Source organism: Streptomyces sp. NPDC017095, from assembly GCF_044332325.1.
Taxonomy (GTDB): domain Bacteria; phylum Actinomycetota; class Actinomycetes; order Streptomycetales; family Streptomycetaceae; genus Streptomyces.
In genome coordinates this window covers 252,943-270,999 of record NZ_JBIROU010000004.1, presented here as the reverse complement: position 1 = coordinate 270,999, position 18,057 = coordinate 252,943, and the positions used below count along the sequence as shown (strand labels likewise).

15 protein-coding genes are annotated in these 18,057 nt (G+C 74.3%); 8 read left to right on the top strand and 7 right to left on the bottom strand.

Annotated elements, in window-relative coordinates:
* The first annotated feature begins 61 nt into the window (after positions 1-61).
* Together ACH4OA_RS10380 and ACH4OA_RS10375 are read left to right on the top strand one after the other, a co-directional pair.
* On the top strand, positions 62-199 hold the full coding sequence (locus tag ACH4OA_RS10380) for a hypothetical protein (protein ID WP_365872481.1): 138 nt from the start codon (positions 62-64) through the stop codon (positions 197-199).
* 18 nt (positions 200-217) lie between these two features.
* Positions 218-691 carry an ATP-binding protein gene (locus tag ACH4OA_RS10375; protein WP_365872543.1) on the top strand — a complete coding sequence of 158 codons (474 nt, stop codon included), beginning with the start codon at positions 218-220 and terminating at the stop codon, positions 689-691.
* 678 nt (positions 692-1,369) lie between these two features.
* Here ACH4OA_RS10375 and ACH4OA_RS10370 read toward each other — a convergent pair.
* The gene (locus tag ACH4OA_RS10370; RefSeq protein ID WP_397937715.1) at positions 1,370-2,407 is read right to left on the bottom strand and encodes a GlxA family transcriptional regulator; all 1,038 of its coding nucleotides are present in this window, start codon (positions 2,405-2,407) and stop codon (positions 1,370-1,372) included.
* A 70-nt stretch (positions 2,408-2,477) separates the two neighbouring features.
* On the opposite strand from ACH4OA_RS10370, the gene ACH4OA_RS10365 reads away from it, so the two are divergent.
* Positions 2,478-3,785 (top strand): MFS transporter, encoded by a 1,308-nt coding sequence (locus ACH4OA_RS10365; RefSeq protein ID WP_397968574.1) that lies wholly within the window; start codon positions 2,478-2,480, stop codon positions 3,783-3,785.
* Positions 3,786-3,925: 140 nt separating this feature from the next.
* On the opposite strand, the gene ACH4OA_RS10360 is transcribed toward ACH4OA_RS10365, so the two are convergent.
* The 3 genes from ACH4OA_RS10360 to ACH4OA_RS10350 form a co-directional block, all read right to left on the bottom strand.
* Entirely contained in the window at positions 3,926-5,110 is a 1,185-nt protein-coding gene (locus ACH4OA_RS10360) for a flavin-containing monooxygenase (RefSeq protein ID WP_397968572.1), read from the bottom strand.
* Positions 5,111-5,200: 90 nt separating this feature from the next.
* Positions 5,201-5,869, bottom strand: a complete 669-nt coding sequence (locus ACH4OA_RS10355) for a pyridoxal 5'-phosphate synthase (RefSeq protein WP_365872489.1) — start codon at positions 5,867-5,869, stop codon at positions 5,201-5,203.
* 182 nt (positions 5,870-6,051) lie between these two features.
* Positions 6,052-6,750 (bottom strand): LysE family translocator, encoded by a 699-nt coding sequence (locus ACH4OA_RS10350; protein WP_397968569.1) that lies wholly within the window; start codon positions 6,748-6,750, stop codon positions 6,052-6,054.
* Positions 6,751-6,832: 82 nt separating this feature from the next.
* Here ACH4OA_RS10350 and ACH4OA_RS10345 point away from each other — a divergent pair, with 82 nt between their 5' ends.
* Positions 6,833-7,285 carry an Lrp/AsnC family transcriptional regulator gene (locus ACH4OA_RS10345; RefSeq protein ID WP_365872493.1) on the top strand — a complete coding sequence of 151 codons (453 nt, stop codon included), beginning with the start codon at positions 6,833-6,835 and terminating at the stop codon, positions 7,283-7,285.
* A gap of 100 nt (positions 7,286-7,385) precedes the next feature.
* Here the strand turns inward: ACH4OA_RS10345 and ACH4OA_RS10340 are convergent, their stop codons facing one another.
* Entirely contained in the window at positions 7,386-8,033 is a 648-nt protein-coding gene (locus ACH4OA_RS10340; RefSeq protein ID WP_365872495.1) for a TetR family transcriptional regulator, read from the bottom strand.
* Positions 8,034-8,155: 122 nt separating this feature from the next.
* On the opposite strand from ACH4OA_RS10340, the gene ACH4OA_RS10335 reads away from it, so the two are divergent.
* Positions 8,156-8,890: a VOC family protein gene (locus tag ACH4OA_RS10335; RefSeq protein WP_397968567.1), complete on the top strand. Its 735-nt coding sequence runs from the start codon at positions 8,156-8,158 to the stop codon at positions 8,888-8,890.
* Between the two features lie 169 nt (positions 8,891-9,059).
* Positions 9,060-11,447, top strand: coding sequence for a PQQ-binding-like beta-propeller repeat protein (locus ACH4OA_RS10330; protein WP_397946161.1), 2,388 nt, complete (start codon positions 9,060-9,062; stop codon positions 11,445-11,447).
* Positions 11,448-11,598: 151 nt separating this feature from the next.
* On the opposite strand, the gene ACH4OA_RS10325 is transcribed toward ACH4OA_RS10330, so the two are convergent.
* Both ACH4OA_RS10325 and ACH4OA_RS10320 read right to left on the bottom strand, forming a co-directional pair.
* The gene (locus ACH4OA_RS10325; RefSeq protein ID WP_365872501.1) at positions 11,599-11,787 is read right to left on the bottom strand and encodes a hypothetical protein; all 189 of its coding nucleotides are present in this window, start codon (positions 11,785-11,787) and stop codon (positions 11,599-11,601) included.
* Between the two features lie 214 nt (positions 11,788-12,001).
* On the bottom strand, positions 12,002-14,965 hold the full coding sequence (locus tag ACH4OA_RS10320) for an AfsR/SARP family transcriptional regulator (protein ID WP_397968565.1): 2,964 nt from the start codon (positions 14,963-14,965) through the stop codon (positions 12,002-12,004).
* 216 nt (positions 14,966-15,181) lie between these two features.
* Between ACH4OA_RS10320 and ACH4OA_RS10315 the strand changes: the two genes are divergently transcribed.
* Positions 15,182-15,418, top strand: coding sequence for a hypothetical protein (locus ACH4OA_RS10315; protein WP_397968562.1), 237 nt, complete (start codon positions 15,182-15,184; stop codon positions 15,416-15,418).
* A complete protein-coding gene (locus ACH4OA_RS10310; protein WP_365872507.1) occupies positions 15,415-18,000 on the top strand; it encodes a bifunctional FO biosynthesis protein CofGH in 2,586 nt (861 codons plus the stop codon). The genes ACH4OA_RS10315 and ACH4OA_RS10310 overlap by 4 nt, the downstream gene beginning before the upstream one ends.
* The last annotated feature ends 57 nt before the right edge of the window (positions 18,001-18,057 follow it).

The following is an 18,057-nucleotide window of genomic DNA, read 5'->3' as shown; positions in this document are numbered from 1 at the left end:
CGAAGCGCTTGTTGGCGTGACTGTGGGTCAACCATGCTGTATCGCAAGGGAGTCACAGACCGTGACCTTCGCTCTGGCCGTTGTTCTGGCCATGCAGAAAATGGCTACGATCGTGGCCCTCGTCGTGATCGTCGCCGCGGCCGACGCCGTGGCGCGGGGGCGGCGCGGGGCCATGTGTCCGCCGGTTCGGATGGTGTGAGCGGTGCAGGTGCTTCGAGTGCAGCTGGAGATCCGGCCCGATCCCGCGGAGGTGGGGCGGGCGAGGAGGTGGGCCCGTTCGCGGCTCGCCGGGTCGGGCATAACGGCCGACGAGCCGCTGGCCGAGACCCTGATCCTGCTCGTCTCCGAGCTGGTGACCAACGCCGTCGTGCACACGGGCAGACCGTCCGTCCTGCGGCTGTGCCTGCCGGGGGCGGCGGCCGGTGACGGCACGCCGGCCACGGTCCGGGTGGAGGTGGCCGACGCCTGCCCCCGGGCGCCCGAGCCGCGGTGCGCCGGGCGGGACGCCACCGGCGGCCGGGGCCTGGCCCTCGTGGACTGCCTGGCCGACCGCTGGGGCTGGAGCCACGACGGGGCCGGCAAGAGCATCTGGTGCGAACTGGACCGCTGTTCACCGCCCCGGCAGGGTGCGGCACTGGCGTTCGGCTGCGGGCTGACCGCGTACGAGGGGCTCACCTTCGAAGCCGTGTAGCGGCCCGTGTCGCGGTGCGCCGGGGGCGTGCGACCGTGCGCGGGTGCCGCGAGCACGGTGACACCACCCGTGCCGGGGCCGGCGTTGACGTGCCGATGGCGTCTGACCAGGCTGGTGGCGTCGATCCGCCGTGCCGGGGCGGCGGGGCCCGGCGACGGTGTCCCGCGCCGGGCGGGGGGTCGCGCCGGCCGGCGGCGCGTGGCGGAGGGGGAGGCACGCCGCCGGCCGCGGTCATGCCCGCCGGTTTCTCCACAGGCTGTGGACAACTTTTCGAGTCTCCGGCCCCGGCCCCGCCGCAGCCCCCTGCCCACCGGGCGCGGGGCGCGCGGCGGCAACCGGCAGGCCCGGCCGCTGCCATGGTCACCGCCATGCGAGGTGAAGGGGTGGCGGGGCGCGGACCGTGCGCGCGCTGAGCAGCCGTCATGCGCGGTTCGGGCCCGCCGGGCCGGAAGTTATCCACAGGCTCGGAAGATCAGGGCGGCGGTTGTCGGCGCCGGTCCCTACCGTCGAGACATGAGCTACCGCGATGTCGTCTCCCGGCCGGTCCTGCCCCGGGCCCTGGTGTCCGCCGGCGCCCTGCTGCCGGTCACCACGCCGGTCACGGCGATCCTGGCGGGCGTGGCGCTGACCCTGCTGCTGACGGCGGTCGGCTGGTGGGGCGGGAAACGCACCGGCCGGTCAGCAGGGCGTGCCGGTGCCGGTGCCGGTGCCGCCGTGCCGTTCGGCGCCGCCGCCGGTGCGGAAGGTGCGCCGGTAGGCGGTGGGCGTGACCCCGAGCGCCGTCTGCAGGTGCTGGCGCATCGACTGGGCCGTGCCGAAGCCGGACTCCCGGGCCACCTGGTCCATCGACAGACCGGTGGACTCCAGCAACTGCCGTGCTCGTTCCACGCGTTGCTGGGTGAGCCACTGGCCGGGGCTGATGCCGACCTCCTCGCGGAAGCGGCGGGTGAAGGTGCGCACCGACATGGCCTCCTGCGCGGCCATGTCCCGCAGTTGGACCGGCTCGTGCAGCCGGGCCAGCGTCCAGGCGCGGGCGGTGGCCGTCGTGGCCACCTGGGGATCGGGGACCGGACGCCGGACGTACTGCGCCTGGCCGCCGTCGCGGTGGGGCGGCACGACCGTGACCCGGGCGACCTCGTTGGCCACCGCCGTGCCGAAGTCGCGGCGGACCATGTGCAGACACAGGTCGATGCCGGCGGCCACACCGGCCGAGGTCAGCACGTCACCGTCGTCGATGAACAGCACGTCCGCGTTGACCTCGACCTTCGGGAACATCCGCTGGAAACGTCCGGCCTCCGCCCAGTGCGTGGTGGCCGGGCGCCCGTCCAGCCGGCCGGCGGCGGCGAGGACGTAGGCGCCGGTGCAGATGGAGGCGAGCCGGGTGCCGGGGCGGACCCGGGAGAGGGCGACGGCGAGTTCGTCGGTGAGCCGGCCCTCCTCGTAGACCGGGCCGGTCTCGGACGACGTCGGGACGATCACCGTGTCGGCCGTCGCCAGCGTCTCGGGGCCGTGCGGCACGTGGACGGCGAAGTCGGCGTCCGTCACGACCGGGCCGGGCGGCCGGAGCGAGCAGGTGACGACCTCGTACAGGGGCCGCCGCAGCGCGTCCCGGGACCGGCCGAAGATCCGGTGCGGTATGCCCAGTTCGAAGGGCAGCAACCCGTCCATGGCGAGGACGGCGACCCGGTGCGGACGGAACTCCCCAGGGTTCGTCATGGCCCGATCCTAGCGAAGGCTGTCCTTCGGGCCACTCGCTGCGCGAGCGCGCGCGTCGGAGGCTGCACAGGTGACTCAGACAAGCCCCGCCGCAGCCTCCGTCCAGGCCCCGCCCACCCGGCGCCGCCGTGTGCACCGGGCCTGGTTCGTCGCCGCCGTCACCTTCGTCACGATCACCGGCGCGGCCGCCTTCCGTTCCCTGCCCGGACTCCTCGTCGACCCGCTGCACCAGGAGTTCGGCTGGTCGCGCGGCACGGTCGGCGCGGCCGTCTCGGTCAACCTGGCGCTGTACGGCCTGACCTCGCCGTTCGCCGCCGCGCTGATGGACCGTTTCGGCATCCGGCGGGTGGTCGCCGCCGCGCTCACCGTGATCGCGCTCGGCTCCGGTCTGACCGTGGGCATGACGGCGCCCTGGCAACTGCTGCTGTGCTGGGGCCTGCTGGTGGGGCTGGGCACCGGTTCCATGGCGCTGGCGTTCGCCGCGACGGTCACCAACCGCTGGTTCACCACACGGCGCGGCCTGGTCAGCGGCATCCTCACCGCCGCCTCCGCCTCCGGCCAGCTCGTCTTCCTGCCGCTGCTGTCCTGGCTCGTCGCCCACCACGGCTGGCGGCCCGCCGCCGTCACGGTGGCGCTGACCGCGCTGGCCGTGGTCCCGCTGGTCTGGCTGCTGCTGCGCGACCACCCGGCCGACGTGGGCGAGACGCCGTACGGCACGCAGGAGTTCGTGCCCAAGCCGCTCCCGGTCACCGGCGCGGCCCGGCGCACGCTCGCCGTCCTGTCGGCCTCCGTCCGCACGGGCACCTTCTGGCTGCTGGCCGGCACCTTCGCGATCTGCGGCGCCTCCACCAACGGCCTGGTCCAGACCCACTTCGTGCCCGCCGAGCACGACCACGGCATGCCCGTGACGACGGCGGCCTCGCTGCTCGCGGTCATCGGGGTGTTCGACGTCGTCGGCACGATCGCCTCCGGCTGGTTCACCGACCGCTTCGAACCGCGCCGCCTGCTCGCGGTCTACTACGCCCTGCGCGGACTGTCCCTGCTCTTCCTGCCGATGCTGCTCGGCCCGGCCGTCCACCCGCCGATGATCTTCTTCATCGTCTTCTACGGCCTCGACTGGGTGGCCACCGTCCCGCCCACGCTCGCGCTGTGCCGGGAGCAGTTCGGCGAGGACAGCGCCATCGTCTTCGGCTGGGTGCTCGCCTCCCACCAGATCGGCGCGGCCCTCGTCGCCTACCTCGGCGGCGTCACGCGGGACGTCTTCGGCTCCTACGACCTGGTGTGGTACGCGGCCGGCACGCTGTGCGCGGCGGCGGCCCTGATGTCCCTGGTCATACGCCGCACCCCGGGGACGGCCCCGGCGCCCGCCCTGTCCTGACCCTCTGCCCGTCCGCGGCCACCCCGGGAGCGGACGGGACCGCCCCGCCGCCCGCCGCCGACCGGCTCCGCCAACACCGCGCACCGGCTCGCGCGCGAGGGCTCCGCGCCGCCACCGTCCGTCGGGTGTGCCGTGTGCGCCTACCGGCCGCGTCGGCTGCCGGCTGCCGCTCGGGCGATCTTGCCCGCGTCGATCGCCAGTTCCCGGAGCATGCCGCTGATGGGGTTGGTGAACCCGGTGAAGTACAGGCCGGGTGCCTGGGCGGGCGTGCGGCCGCCGTGCGCCACCGGTCTGCCGCGCCCGTCCAGCACGCCGAGATGGCCGACGAGCCCTTCCAGTGCGCGCACGTACCCGGTCGCCGCGATCACCGCGTCCGGTGTGATCCGGGCGCCGTCGGCGAGGACCACCTCGCCGTCCTCGAACCCCTCCACGGCGGCCACGATCTCCACCCGGCCGGTGCGCACGGCGTCGATCAGGCCGACGTCCTGGACCGGGATCGCGCCTTGCTTCACCCTGCTGTACAAGCCGGTGTCCGGCCGTGGCAGCCCGTGCGCGGACAGGTCCGGGGTGCTCAGCCGCCCCACCGGCCCGGCGAGCCGGTCCACGAGCCACACCGGGAGCCGCCGCACCAGCACACCGGTGTACTGCGAGGCCCAGCCGAGGGTGGACCGGCGCAGGATGTGCGGCGGGGTGCGCACCGCCAGCCGCACCCGCGCGGCCCCGCCCTCCGCCAGGTCCACGGCGATCTCGGCGCCCGTGTTGCCGGCCCCGACGACGAGCACGTCACGGCCCCGGTACGGCTCGGCGTCGCGGTAGTCGCAGGCGTGCCGCAGTTCACCGCCGTACTCCTCGCGGCCCGGCCAGTCGGGCAGCCGCGGGGTGTGGTTGAAGCCGGTGGCGACGACCACCGCGCTGCCGGTCAGCTCCCGTCCGCCGGAGGCGCGCAGCAGCCACCCGGCGCCGTCCGGGGCGCGCTCCACGCGGTGCACCTCCACGCCGGTGACGATCTCCAGCTCGTGGTGCTCGGCGTACTTCTCCAGATAGCGCACCACGTCGTCCCGGGACACCCAGCGGCCGAACCTGCGGGGCATGGCCAGGCCCGGCAGTGCGGACAGCCGCCGGGTGGTGTGCAGGTGCAGCCGGTCGTAGTGCCGGCGCCAGGAGGCGCCCACCCGGTCGGACTTCTCCAGGACCACCGCCCGTACGCCCCGGGCCCGCAGCGCGTGGGCGACGGCGAGACCGCCCGGTCCGGCGCCGATGACGTAGACCGGGCGGTCGGCGGGGGCCGGCGGGAGGTGCGCGGGGGACGGACGGGAGGGGGCCATGAGCGGGAGCGTAATCACCCACCCGGTTGATGGGTCTCGGTCAAGACCGGAATTGATTGCGGATTGATCACGGCACGGGATCGGCGGTCCTCACGGCCACAACAGACCCCGGCTCCAGCCGAATCCGGTGCTGCGGTACTCCAGCCGCAGGTGCCGCCGCTGCGGGTCGCCCTGGAAGAACTCCACGGTCTGCGGGCGCAGCCGGTACAGGGTCCAGGTCGGCGCCGGTTCGTCCGGGTTCTCCCGGGCCCGCTCCCAGGCCGCCTCCGACGCCTCGCGCAGCTCTTCCGGTGAGGCCAGTTCCTCGCTCTGCCGGCCGGTCAGCGCCGCGGCCAGCGCGCCCGTGGACCGCGCGTGCAGATCCGCCTGGCTCTCCTCGGCCGGCGCCGCCGTGACCGGCCCGCGCATCCGCACCTGCCGGCCCAGCACCGGCCAGTAGAAGGCGAGGGCCGCGGACGGCCGGGCGGCCAGCGCGCGGCCCTTGCGGCTGGTGGCGTGCGTGGCGAAGGACCAGCCGTCCGCGTCGGCGCCGTGCAGCATCACGATCCGTACGTCCGGCTCGCCCTCCTCGTCCACGGTGGCCAGCGACATGGTGTGCGGCTCCGGCTGGCCCGCCTCCACCGCCTCCGCGAACCAGCTCGTGAACAGGGTCAGCGGAGTGGGGGGCGCGGTGTCCGGGTCGAAGGGCGTCAGCCGGGTCGTCCGGGGGTCCCAGACCCGCAGGGACCGGAGCAGTTCGTGGAGGTCGTTCTGTGCCATGGGGCGAGTATCACCGCCGGGCCCCGTCTCACTCCCGTCCCCGCACGGCCGGTCCCGGGACGGTCCCCGGACGGACTCGGGCGGTTCCTGGTGACGGCCTCGGACGGTCCCTGGGTGACGGCCCCGGGCGGCCCGGGACGGAAGGTGCCGTCCGCCGGGGGCAGGCCCGGCGCGCGGGAACCCTAGAGCGTCGCCAGCCGTTCCACCAGCAGCAGCGCGCCGATCCCGAGCATCGCCGCGCCGGAGGTGCGGGTCACCGCGCGGGCCGCCGCCGGACGGGCCGCGAGCAGGGCGCGGGCGAGGGCGCCGACGGTGAGGTAGACGGCCGAGCAGCAGGCCATGTGCAGCAGGCCCAGCGTGGCCGTCTGCACGGGGACGGGCAGGTGGGCGCCGTGGAGCGTGAGGAACTGGGGGAGCACGGAGAGATAGAGGAGCAGGCCCTTGGGGTTGAGGCCGCTGATCGCGCAGCCCCGCCGGAAGAGCCGCCCGCCGCCGCCCGCCGCCGGGCCGGTCGCGCTGGCGCTCCCGGTCGCGCCCGGGGTCCCGGTCCCAGTCGGGCTCGCGGTCCCGGTTGCGCTCGCGCTCCCGGTCGCGGCCGGTATCGCCGGGTGGCGCAGGACGCCCCAGCCCAGCCACAGCAGATAGCCCGCGCCCGCCACGGTCAGGGCCGTCAGCAGGGCGGGCGAGCCGGCGACCAGGAGGGCCAGGCCCGCCGTCGCCAGGGTGGTGTGCAGGGCGTAGCCGCAGACCAGGCCCGCCACCGCGCGCGTCACCGGGGCGCCGCGCAGCGCCGTCGTGATGACGTACGCCCAGTCGGCGCCCGGCACGCACACCAGCAGCAGGTCCACGGCGAGGAAGGAGAAGAGCAGTCCCGAGTCCATACCGGGGACATTAGGCGCGTATACCCCGAAAGTGTTTCCGAAGTTTGCTCAAGATCGCGGGATGTGAGCAAAGATCTTCCCCATGGACGACGTAGACCGGAAAATCCTTGCGGAGCTGCAGCAGGACGGGCGGCTGACCGTGACCGAGCTGGCCGCCCGGGTGCGGCTCAGCGTCTCCCCCTGCCACCGGCGGCTGCGGGAGCTGGAGCGGTCCGGTGCCATCCAGGGCTATCGCGCGGTGGTGGACCCGTCCTCGCTCGGGCTGAACTTCGAGGCGCTGGTCTTCGTGTCCATGCGGCAGGAGGACCGGGACACGGTCGCCGAGTTCGAGCGGGCGGTCGGTGAGCTGGATCATGTGCTCGACGCCCAGCGGCTGTTCGGCGAGCCGGACTATCTGCTCCGGGTGGCGACGGCCGATCTGGCCGCCTTCCAGCGCCTGTACGACGAGCGGCTGGCGACCCTGCCCGGGGTGCAGCGGCTGACGTCGACGCTGGTGATGAAGCACGTGGTGCGGGACCGGCCGCTGCCCGCGTGACCGGACCCCGGCACACGGCAGGCGGTGGCCCGGGAAACGGACCACCGCCTGGCAGACAGGACGTGGACGGGATAAAGGAGAGTGCGCGCTGCCGGACCGGCTACCTGGACGGCTTCTTGCCCGTCACGCCCAGGTGCATCAACAGCGCCAGGTTCGGCTTGAGTTCGGCCTGCTTGACGCCCCAGGAGGAGAAGCCCTTCTGGTGGGCCGCCACCGCCGCGAGCATCGCGACCAGGGAGCCGGCCACCGCGGCCGGGCTCACGTCCTTGTCGATGCGGCCCTTGGACTGGAGTTCGGTGATGGAGTCCGTCAGGGAGTTGGTCACCGAGTTCAGGATCTTCATGCGGATCTTGTAGAACCGTTTATCCCCTTCGGCCGCACCGAGGTCGACCACCCGCAGGATGGCGTCGTTGCGGCGCCAGAACTCCAGGAAACCGTCCACCAGTTCCTGTGCGGTCTGCCACCCCGACTTACCCGTCCAGGTGCGTCCTTCGAGCAGTCCGGCCAGGCCCGCGCCCTCGGCCGCCATCTGCTCGGCGATCTCCAGGACGGCGCCCTCGACGTCGGGGAAGTACTGGTAGAAGGTCGCGGGCGAAGTGCCCGCCTTCCGGGCGACATCGATGACCTTGACGTCCCGGTACGGGGAGGAGCCGAGCATCTCGCTGAGGCAGTCGAGCAGCTTCTGCCGGGTCGCCTGCCCACGCCGGCCGGCCACGCGGCCGTCGACGGTACGCACTTGTCCTGTCATGTCGTCAGCTTACCGAGGGGTGATCAGAGCGCGATTCGGCCGACTGCAAATGGGGTGCGCGGGGGAACAGGGGAGGGTGTGCCTGGTCTGCGGGGTGCGCGCGGCCCGGTTACTTTGGCGGCATGGCCGAAAACAGGGCATCCGCGAACGAAGAGGCATACCGAGAGGGCGTCCCGTGCTGGGTGGACGCCCAGCTGCCCGACGTGGCGGCGGGCGAGCGGTTCTACGGTGAGCTTTTCGGGTGGACCTTCGAGCCGGCGCACCACTCCTGTGTGTGGGCCCGGCTGGGCGGGGACCGCGTCGCCTCGCTGGCCCCGAAGACGGACGGCCGCATGCCCACCGTCTGGACGGTCTCCTTCGCGACCCCGGACGCCGGGGCCCTCGGCCGGCGGATCGAGGCGGCCGGCGGGCGGCTGGTCACGGCGCCGTCGCCGGTCGGCGACCTCGGCGCCGCCGCCCTGGCCGCCGACCCCGAGGGCGCGGTGTTCGGGCTGTGGCAGCCCGGCACCCACCGCGGCTTCGAACGGCGGCACGTACCGGGCACCTTCGTCTGGACCGAGCTGTACACCCGGAACACGGCCGCGGCCAACGCCTTCTACGGCAGTCTCTTCCGCGACGCCCTGTTCGGCGCCGGCCGCGCGCCCGACTTCGGCCGCGCGGACGTCGCCGAGGTGTTCGCCGCCGAGATGCCCCCGCACTTCCTCGTCCACTTCCGGGTCGCGGACCTGGAGGACGCCGTCGGCACCGTGCGGCGGCTCGGCGGCCGGGTGCAGGCGCCGCCCTTCGAGACGTCGTACGGACGGGTGGCCGTCGTCATCGACAATCAAGGGGCGTCGTTCGCGCTGCTCCAGCGCTGACGCGTCCGCTTTGGCAGGAGACACCCCGATTCGTCGCCGGGTTCGCAACCAGCCGCCCGGCCAGGAAGAATCAGGGTGCGTGCCGCCATGGCGGTGCGGTGGTGAGACGCTGCACTTCGGTCGCGTACCTATGCGGCTGGCGCGGCTCGTACGGGGAGGTGGCAGGCAAGTGGTGGATCAGCTGACGCAGCACGATCCGCGGCGGATCGGGCCGTTCGAGGTGCTGGGCCGGCTGGGGGCCGGTGGCATGGGGCTGGTCTATCTCGCGCGCTCGGCGTCCGGCCGGCGCGTGGCGATCAAGACGGTGCGCACCGAACTGGCCGAGGACCAGCTCTTCCGGGTCCGCTTCACCCGCGAGGTGGAGGCGGCCCGCGCGGTCTCCGGTTTCTACACCGCGGCCGTGGTCGACGCCGATCCGCGTGCCGCCGTGCCCTGGCTGGCCACCGCCTACGTCCCCGCGCCCTCCCTGGAAGAGATAGTGAACGAGTGCGGGCCGCTGCCCGCGCCGGCCGTGCGCTGGCTCGCCGCGGGCGTGGCGGAGGCCCTGCAGTCCATCCACGGCGCGGGGCTGGTCCACCGTGATCTGAAGCCCTCGAACGTGCTCGTGGTCGAGGACGGCCCGCGGGTGATCGACTTCGGTATCGCCTCCGGTGTCTCCAACACCCGGCTGACGATGACGAACGTGGCCGTCGGCACCCCCGCCTACATGTCTCCCGAGCAGGCCAAGGACTCCCGCAGCGTCACCGGCGCCAGCGACGTCTTCTCCCTCGGTTCCACCCTCGTCTTCGCGGCCACCGGCCATCCGCCCTTCCATGGCGCCAACCCGGTCGAGACCGTCTTCATGCTGCTCCGCGAGGGCCCGGACCTCACCGGTCTCCCGGACGAGCTGCGCCCGCTGATCGAGGGGTGCATGCAGATGGAGGCCGCCGCCCGGCCCAGCCCGGCCGACCTCCAGGCCCAGCTCGCCCCGCACCTGTTCGGCTCCGGCTCCGACGACAGCGGCACCGCTTCCGCCTGGCTGCCGGAGAAGGCGGTCGCGCTCATCGAGGCCCGGCGCGGCGGCCGCCCCGCCGCACCGCCCGCCCCGGCCGGCACCGTCCGGCCGACGCTGCCGCCGCCCCCGCCGTACGACCCGCCGCGCCCGCCCTCCGCGCCGGTGCCCGTGCCCGCCTCCGCGCCCGTTCCCGGCCCGCCCTCCCGGCCCGTCCCGGTCCCGGCCGGCGCGCCCGGCACCGGCCCGGTCCAGCTGGTCGGCGCCCAGGTGCCGATCGGTCCCGGGCCCCGGGTCGCCGACGCCCGCGCCGCCGCCGTCAAGGCGCCTCCGCCCGAGGCCGGTCTGGTGGCGAGCTGGTCCCGGCCGCGCCCCGGGGTGGCCGGCGCCGATCCCGCCGTACCGCCCGTGCCGCCGGCGCCCCCGGAGACGGCGAGCGGCTGGCGGCCCTGGCGGTTCCGGATGTCGAACGACGTGTGGGGCACCCCGGCCGTCGACGGCGACCTGGTCTACGTCACCTCCTTCGAGGTGCACGCCCTGGACGTGGGCACCGGCCGCCGTCGGTTCAAGACCCGGGACGTGGCCTGGTCGATGGCGGTGGCGGACGGCCGTATCCACGCCTCCGACGGCCCGACCCTGTTCGCCCTGGACGCCCGCGAGGGCACCGATCTGTGGCGGCTGTCCACGGACGCCTGGGTGTACTCCCTCAAGGCCGACCGCGGCACGGTCGTCACCGGCACCCGCGGCGGCGGCGTCCAGGCGTGGGAGGCGGCCACCGGGCGGAAGCTGTGGGAGATCACCGGCTGCCAGACCGACTTCGAGTCGCCCGAGGCGGGCCCGGTCGTGCACGACGGCACCGTGTACGTCTGGCAGGACGCCCGGCTGCGCGCCCTGGAGGCCCGTACCGGCGAGGAGCGCTGGTCGTACCCGATCGGCGACGCGGCCTCCTGCGGCGGTGTCCCGGTCCGTCCGGCCCCGGCGTCCGACGGCTGCGTCTACGTCTCCGCCGGCACCCGGGTGCTGGCCGTCGAGGCGGTGAGCGGCCGGGTCCGCTGGCACTTCGAGGCCCCGGCGGTCTTCCTGTGCCCGCCGGCCTTCGCCCCGGGCCCCGCCGTCACCGGCGGCGGTGTCTACCTCGCCGACTACCTCGGCACGGTCTACGCCCTGGACGCCGCCGACGGCCGCGACCGCTGGCGCATCGCCACCGAGGCCCGCGCCTCGGTGGAACCGGTGCTGGTCGCCGCCGGGCACGTCCACGTCGGCAGCGGCAAGGGCCTGTACACCCTGGACGCGGTGACCGGCACGCCCAAGTGGCGTTTCCAGGCGGGCGGCGACGTGGTGGGCGCGCCCGCCGTGGCCGAGGGCCGCATCCACTTCGGCTCCACCGACCGGCTCCTCTACACCCTGAAGGCCGACGACGGCCGGCTGCGCTGGAAGCTGGCCACGGGCGGCGAGATCACCGGCTCGCCGGTGGTCAAGGACGGTGTGGTGTACGCGTGCAGCAAGGACCGGTGCGTGTACGCGCTGGACGCGGAGAAGGGCACGGGCACCGCGCGGACCGCGTGACGCGCGGCGGCCGCCGTACCGGGAGACCCGCCAGGATCTCCCGCTACGACGGCCGCCGGTGACGGGGTCCGCTGCGTCCCCCCGGACACACCTCGGCCGCGACGGCTCCCCCTCCGCGCCGCCGCGGCCGATCCCCCGCCGGGGTGGTGGCTTACTTGTGGTTCAGGTCCAGAGCCGGCGGCGCGGGCATGGCGTTGTTGAGCGTCGTGATCGTCTCGTCGGCCGCCGGCGGCGCGGGCATCGCGTTGTTGAGAGTCGTGATGGTCTCGTCCGTGGCAGGCGGCGTGGGCATCGCGTTGTTCCGCGGCGTGACGGTCGCGTCCTTGTTCTGCTCGCTCATGGGCCTGGGTTCCTCTGTTCGGTGACGAGTGAGGAACACCCGTCCGGAAGCTCCCCCGATGGCCGCCGGACGGGCGTTCGGAGCCGCAGACTAACTGGTGGGCTCCCGGCCGGACCGCCTGCCCCCCGACGCGACGGTCTGCCTACTAAGACCATGACGGACGGCGATAAACAAACGCTGAACGCGTGCAGGACGACCGCCGCGGCGGCGCCGGTCATCTGTCGGACGCCGTCGTGACGAGCCGGCGTACGTCCTCGGCCTCCGGGGCGCCGCTCGACTCGTACAGGTTCAGGGCCTCGCGCCAGCAGGCCTGGGCCCGGTCCAGCTGCCCCAGTCCGCTCAGTGCCCGTCCCAGGAGCGTCAGGACGTTCCCGCGCATCCGGTCGCCGCCGATGCACCCGAGGTTGAGGGCCAGTTCGGCGTGTTGCGCGGCCTGGGTGGGGCGGAGCGTGGCCAAGTGGACCTGGGCGATCCGGTAGTTGGTCACGCCTTCCCACAGCCGTTGCCGGTGGTCGTGGAAGATGCCCAGGGCACGGCAGAACTCGTCGAGCGCCTCCGGGTGGTGGCCGGCCTGGGTCAGCGCGACCCCCAGCGCGAAGTGGCTGTTGGCCAGGCGCACCGACCGGCCGATCTCGCTGTGCGCCGCGAGGCCGCGCCGCGCGATCTCGACGGCCTTGGCGATCTCGCCCATGCCGAGGTAGGCCCGGGAGAGGTTGCCGAGGACGGTGGCTTCGAAGGGCCGGTTCCCCGCTGCCCGCAGCCCTTCGAGGGCCTGGTCGAAGAAGGCCTTGCCGTCGGCGAAGCGGCCCTCGTGCAGGCAGATGAGCCCCCGGTTGTTGGCCACCCAGCTGACGGCGGTGGCGTCCCGGACGCTGTCCGCGAGCTGCAGGGCGACGCGGGCCTCCTCCTCGGACTGCCGGATGCGGCCGGAGACCAGCAGGACGTCGCTGAGCACCGTGCGCGCCCTGCCCTCCGCCCATACGTCCCCCAGGGCGCGGGTGGCCTCGCAGGCGGCCCGCGCCGTCATCTCGTACTGGTAGGAACTGGCTCCCGACTCGGTCAGGTCCTTCGCCACCCACAGCAGGTCGACAGCCCGCCGCAGCCTCGCGGTTCCGGCGGCCTGCCGTACGCAGGCGAGGAGCGAGGCCGCCTCCGTGTACAGCCAGTCCAGGGCCGCCGGTCCCTCGCTGAAGCGCAGTCCCGGATAGCGCGTGGTCTCCAGGTTGTCGATGAGACGGTCCCGGGGCTGCTCGATCGCGTACACGCCCGCGGTCGTGGCCAGATAGAAGTCCAGCAGCCGGGACATGGCCGCCCCCCGTTCGCCGGCCGGCGCCTCGTCCCGTTCCGCGCAGGCCCGGGCGTACAGCCGGACCAGGTCGTGGAAGCGGTAGCGGCCCGGGGCCGCCGACTCCAGCAGGGAGGTGTCCACCAGGGACTCCAGCAGGTCTTCCGTGTCCTTGGGGGGCAGGTCCAGGACCGCCGCCGCGGCCGCCAGGGAGATGTCCGGGCCGTCCGCCAGGCCCAGCAGGCAGAAGGCCCGCGCCTGGGGCGGTTCCAGCTGGCCGTAGCCGAGTTCGAATGTGGCCTTCACCGCGAGGTCGCCCGCCTGGAGTTCGTCCAGGCGGCGGCGTTCGTCGGCCAGCTTGGCGGCCAGCACCGAGACCGTCCAGGTGCGGCGGGCCGCCAGGCGGGAGGCGGCGATGCGGATCGCCAGCGGCAGGAAGCCGCAGGCGGCGACCACGTCCAGGGCGGCCTCCCGCTCCGCCGCCACCCGCTCCTCGCCCACGATCTTGGTGAAGAGGGCGAGCGCCTCCTCCGGGGACATCACGTCGAGGTCGACCAGATGCGCGCCGGCCAGGTCCAGCATCCGCACCCGGGAGGTGACGAGGGCCGCGCAGCCCTCCGTGCCGGGCAGCAGCGGCCGTACCTGGGCCGCGTCCTTGGCGTTGTCCAGCAGCACGAGCACCCGGCGGCCGTCCAGGACGGAGCGGTAGAGCGCCGCCCGTTCCTCCAGGCTGTCCGGTATCGCCGTGTCGGCCGTGCCGAGCGCTCGCAGGAACGAGCCGAGCACCGTCTCCGGTTCGGCCGGGCGCGGGCCCGCGCCCTGGAGGTCCACGTACAACTGGCCGTCGGGGAAGGCGGACCGGGCGCGGTGGGCCACGTGCACGGCCAGCGTGGTCTTGCCGACGCCGCCGATGCCGGCCAGGGCGGACACCGCCATCACCCGGCCCTCCGACTCGGATCCGGAGGACAGCACCGCGCTCAGCTCCGCCACGACGGAGGCGCGGCCGGTGAAGTCGGGGACGGTGGCGGGGAGCTGGGCCGGGCGGACGAGCGCCCCGGACGGCTCGCTGGCCGGAGCGGAGGGCTCCGCCAGGGCGGGGTCCGCCTGGAGGATGCGCTGCTGGAGGTCGCTGAGGCCCGGGCGCGGGTCGACGCCCAGCTCCTCGGCCAGCAGCCGGCGGGTGTCGGCGTACACGGCCAGGGCCTCGGCCTGGCGGCCGCTGCGGTACAGCGCGAGCATCAGCAGTTCGCGCAGGCGCTCGCGCAGCGGGTGCGCCGCGGTCAGCGCCGTCAGCTCGGAGACCGCCTCGGCGTGGCAGCCCTGCTCCAGGTCCAGGTCGAGCCGGTTCTCCAGCAGGCCGAGGCGCCACTCCTCCAGCCGGGCCCGCTGGCCCTCGGCGTACGGGCCGGGCACGCCGGCCAGCGGCTCGCCGTCCCACAGGGCCAGGGCCTGGTTGAGCAGCGTCCGGGCCCGGCCCGGGTCGCCCGCCGCGCGCGCCTTCTCCGCCGCCGCCGCCAGGTCCTGCGCGACCGTCACGTCCAGGGCGCCCTCGCCGAGCCCGCGGACGGCGTAGCCGCCGGACTCGCTGACCAGGACCCCGGGGTCCAGGACCTTCCGCAGCCGGGACGCGTAGGTGCGCACCGCCGCCAGCGCCTGCGATGGCGGCTCCGATCCCCACAGCGCGTCGATCAGCTCGGCCGCCGTGGCCGTACGGCCCTCGCGCAGCAGCAGGGCGGCCAGCAGGGCGCGCTGCTGCGGGGAGCCCGTGCCGAGCGCCTGCTCGCCGCGCCAGGCCCGCACCGGACCGAGCACGCCGAAGCGCAGCGCGCCGGTCTCCGCGGTGACCGCGGAGCGGGCGCGCCGCTGCTCGGGTACTCGCGGCCCACCGTCCATGCGTTCGTCCCCCTCGGCGTCACGAACAACTCCGTCAGTTTGCCTTGTTCGGGGCGGTTGCGTCAGCCGTGCGAGACGCCGATCACAGGGCGGGGGCCGCGGTGCACAAGGCCCTCACACGGTCTTCGCATCCCGGCCGCCCCGCCGTCGCCGGCGCCGCCGGTGCCGTCCGGCCGTCGCGGGCGGGCCATGACGGGCACCGGACGGGGGCGGCGAGTGACATCGCGGACCGGCGGCGAGGACGGCGGCGCCAGCGGCGCCACCCGGTCCTTCGGCTTCACCGCCCTGGCGCGGGGCAGGACCACGGTACGGCTGCTGCACTGCCCGCTGGACACCTGCACCGGCCCCGATCCCGGCGACCGCGCCACCCCCGCCGGCCCGGTCCGTCAGACCACCGCGCCGTTCCCGGTGCGCCGCGGGGGTGATCACCGCGAACGTATGCTCAAGAGATGACTGCTTCCGCGACCTCCGGAACCGGCCCGACCGAGAACTCCATGCGTCGCGCCCTCAAACGCGCCCGGGACGGCGTCACCCTCGACGTCGCCGAGGCGGCGGTGCTGCTCCAGGCGCGCGGCGAGGACCTGACGGACCTCGCCGCGTCGGCGGCCCGGGTGCGGGACGCGGGCCTCGAGGCGGCGGGCCGGCCCGGCGTCATCACGTACTCGAAGAGTGTCTTCGTCCCGCTCACCCGGCTGTGCCGGGACAAGTGCCACTACTGCACCTTCGCCACCGTGCCCGGAAAGCTGCGCCGCGCCGGGCACGGGATGTTCCTGTCCCCGGACGAGGTGCTGGACATCGCCCGCAAGGGCGCCGCCCTCGGCTGCAAGGAAGCCCTGATCACCCTCGGCGACAAGCCCGAGGACCGCTGGCCCGAGGCGCGCGAGTGGCTCGACGCGCACGGCTACGACGACACCATCGCCTACGTCCGCGCCATCTCCATCCGCATCCTGGAGGAGACCGGCCTGCTGCCCCACCTCAACCCGGGCGTCATGACCTGGACGGACTTCCAGCGGCTGAAGCCGGTCGCGCCGAGCATGGGCATGATGCTGGAGACCACCGCCACCCGGCTCTGGTCCGAGCCCGGCGGCCCGCACTTCGGCTCCCCGGACAAGGAACCCGCCGTGCGGCTGCGGGTGCTGGAGGACGCCGGCCGTTCCTCCGTGCCGTTCACCTCCGGCCTGCTGATCGGCATCGGCGAGACGTACGAGGAGCGCGCGGAGTCGCTGTTCGCGCTCCGCAAGGTGGCCCGCTCCTACCACGGCATCCAGGAACTGATCATCCAGAACTTCCGCGCCAAGCCGGACACGGCGATGCGCGGCATGCCGGACGCCGAACTGGACGACCTGGTCGCCACGGTGGCCGTCGCCCGGCACCTCATGGGCCCGAGCGCCTGCCTCCAGGCCCCGCCGAACCTGGTGGACGCCGAGTACGAGCGGCTGATCGGCGCCGGCATCGACGACTGGGGCGGCGTCTCGCCGCTCACCATCGACCACGTCAACCCCGAGCGCCCCTGGCCGCAGATCGAGGAACTGGCCGAGCGCTCCCGGGCGGCCGGCTTCGCACTGCGCGAACGCCTCTGCGTCTACCCGGAGTTCGTGCGCCGCGGCGAGCCCTGGCTGGACCCGCGGCTGCGCCCGCACGTGACCGCCCTCGCCGACCCGGAGACGGGTCTCGCCCGCCCGGACGCGGTGGTGGAGGGCCGGCCCTGGCAGGAACCGGAGGAGGCGTTCACCGCCGCCGGCCGCACGGACCTGCACACGGCCATCGACACCGAGGGCCGCACCGGCGACCGGCGCGCCGACTTCGACGAGGTGTACGGCGACTGGGAGGCGCTGCGCGAGGCGGCGGCCCCCGGCATGGTCCCGGAGCGGATCGACGCCGATGTGCGCGAGGCGCTGCGCACGGCCGCCGACGACCCGACCCGGCTGACGGACGCCGAGGCCCTAGCGCTGCTGCACGCGGACGGCCCGGCGCTGGACGCCCTGTGCCGGGTGGCCGACGACGTGCGCAGGTCGGCGGTCGGCGACGACGTGACCTACATCGTCACCCGCAACATCAACTTCACCAACGTCTGCTACACCGGCTGCCGGTTCTGCGCCTTCGCGCAGCGCCGCACCGACGCGGACGCCTACACGCTCTCGCTGGAGCAGGTCGCGGACCGCGCCCAGCAGGCATGGGAGGTCGGCGCGGTCGAGGTGTGCATGCAGGGCGGCATCCACCCCGACCTGCCCGGGACGGCGTACTTCGACATCGCCAAGGCGGTCAAGGAGCGGGTGCCCGGCATGCACGTGCACGCCTTCTCGCCCATGGAGGTGGTCAACGGCGCGACCCGCACCGGTCTGTCGATCCGCGACTGGCTGACCGCCGCCAAGGAGGCCGGACTCGACTCCATCCCGGGCACGGCCGCGGAGATCCTGGACGACGAGGTGCGCTGGGTGCTGACCAAGGGCAAGCTGCCCACGGCCACCTGGATCGAGGTGATCAGGACCGCGCACGAGCTGGGCCTGCGCTCGTCCTCCACGATGATGTACGGACACGTGGACCAGCCCCGGCACTGGCTCGGCCACCTGCGCACGCTGGCCGGGCTCCAGCAGGAGACGGGCGGCTTCACGGAGTTCGTGACCCTGCCCTTCATCCACACCAACGCCCCGGTATACCTGGCCGGCATCGCGCGGCCCGGCCCGACCACGCGGGACAACCGGGCGGTGACGGCGATGGCCCGCCTCCTGCTGCACCCCTGGATCCCCAACATCCAGACGAGCTGGGTCAAACTGGGCACGGAGGGGGCGGCGGAGATGCTCCGGTCCGGGGCGAACGACCTCGGCGGGACCCTGATGGAGGAGACGATCTCCCGGATGGCGGGCTCCTCCTACGGCTCGTACAAGTCGGTCCGCGACCTGGTCGCGGTGGCGGAGGCGGCCGGCCGCCCCGCGAAGCCGCGCACCACGCTCTACGGCGAGGTCCCCGAGGAACGGCAGCGGGCGGCCGAGACCTCCGACGGGCACCTGCCGGAGCTGCTGCCGGTCCTGGACTGAGCCGTCTGCCGGGACTGAGTACGATGATCCGACCCCCGATCCTGGACGGGGACCCGT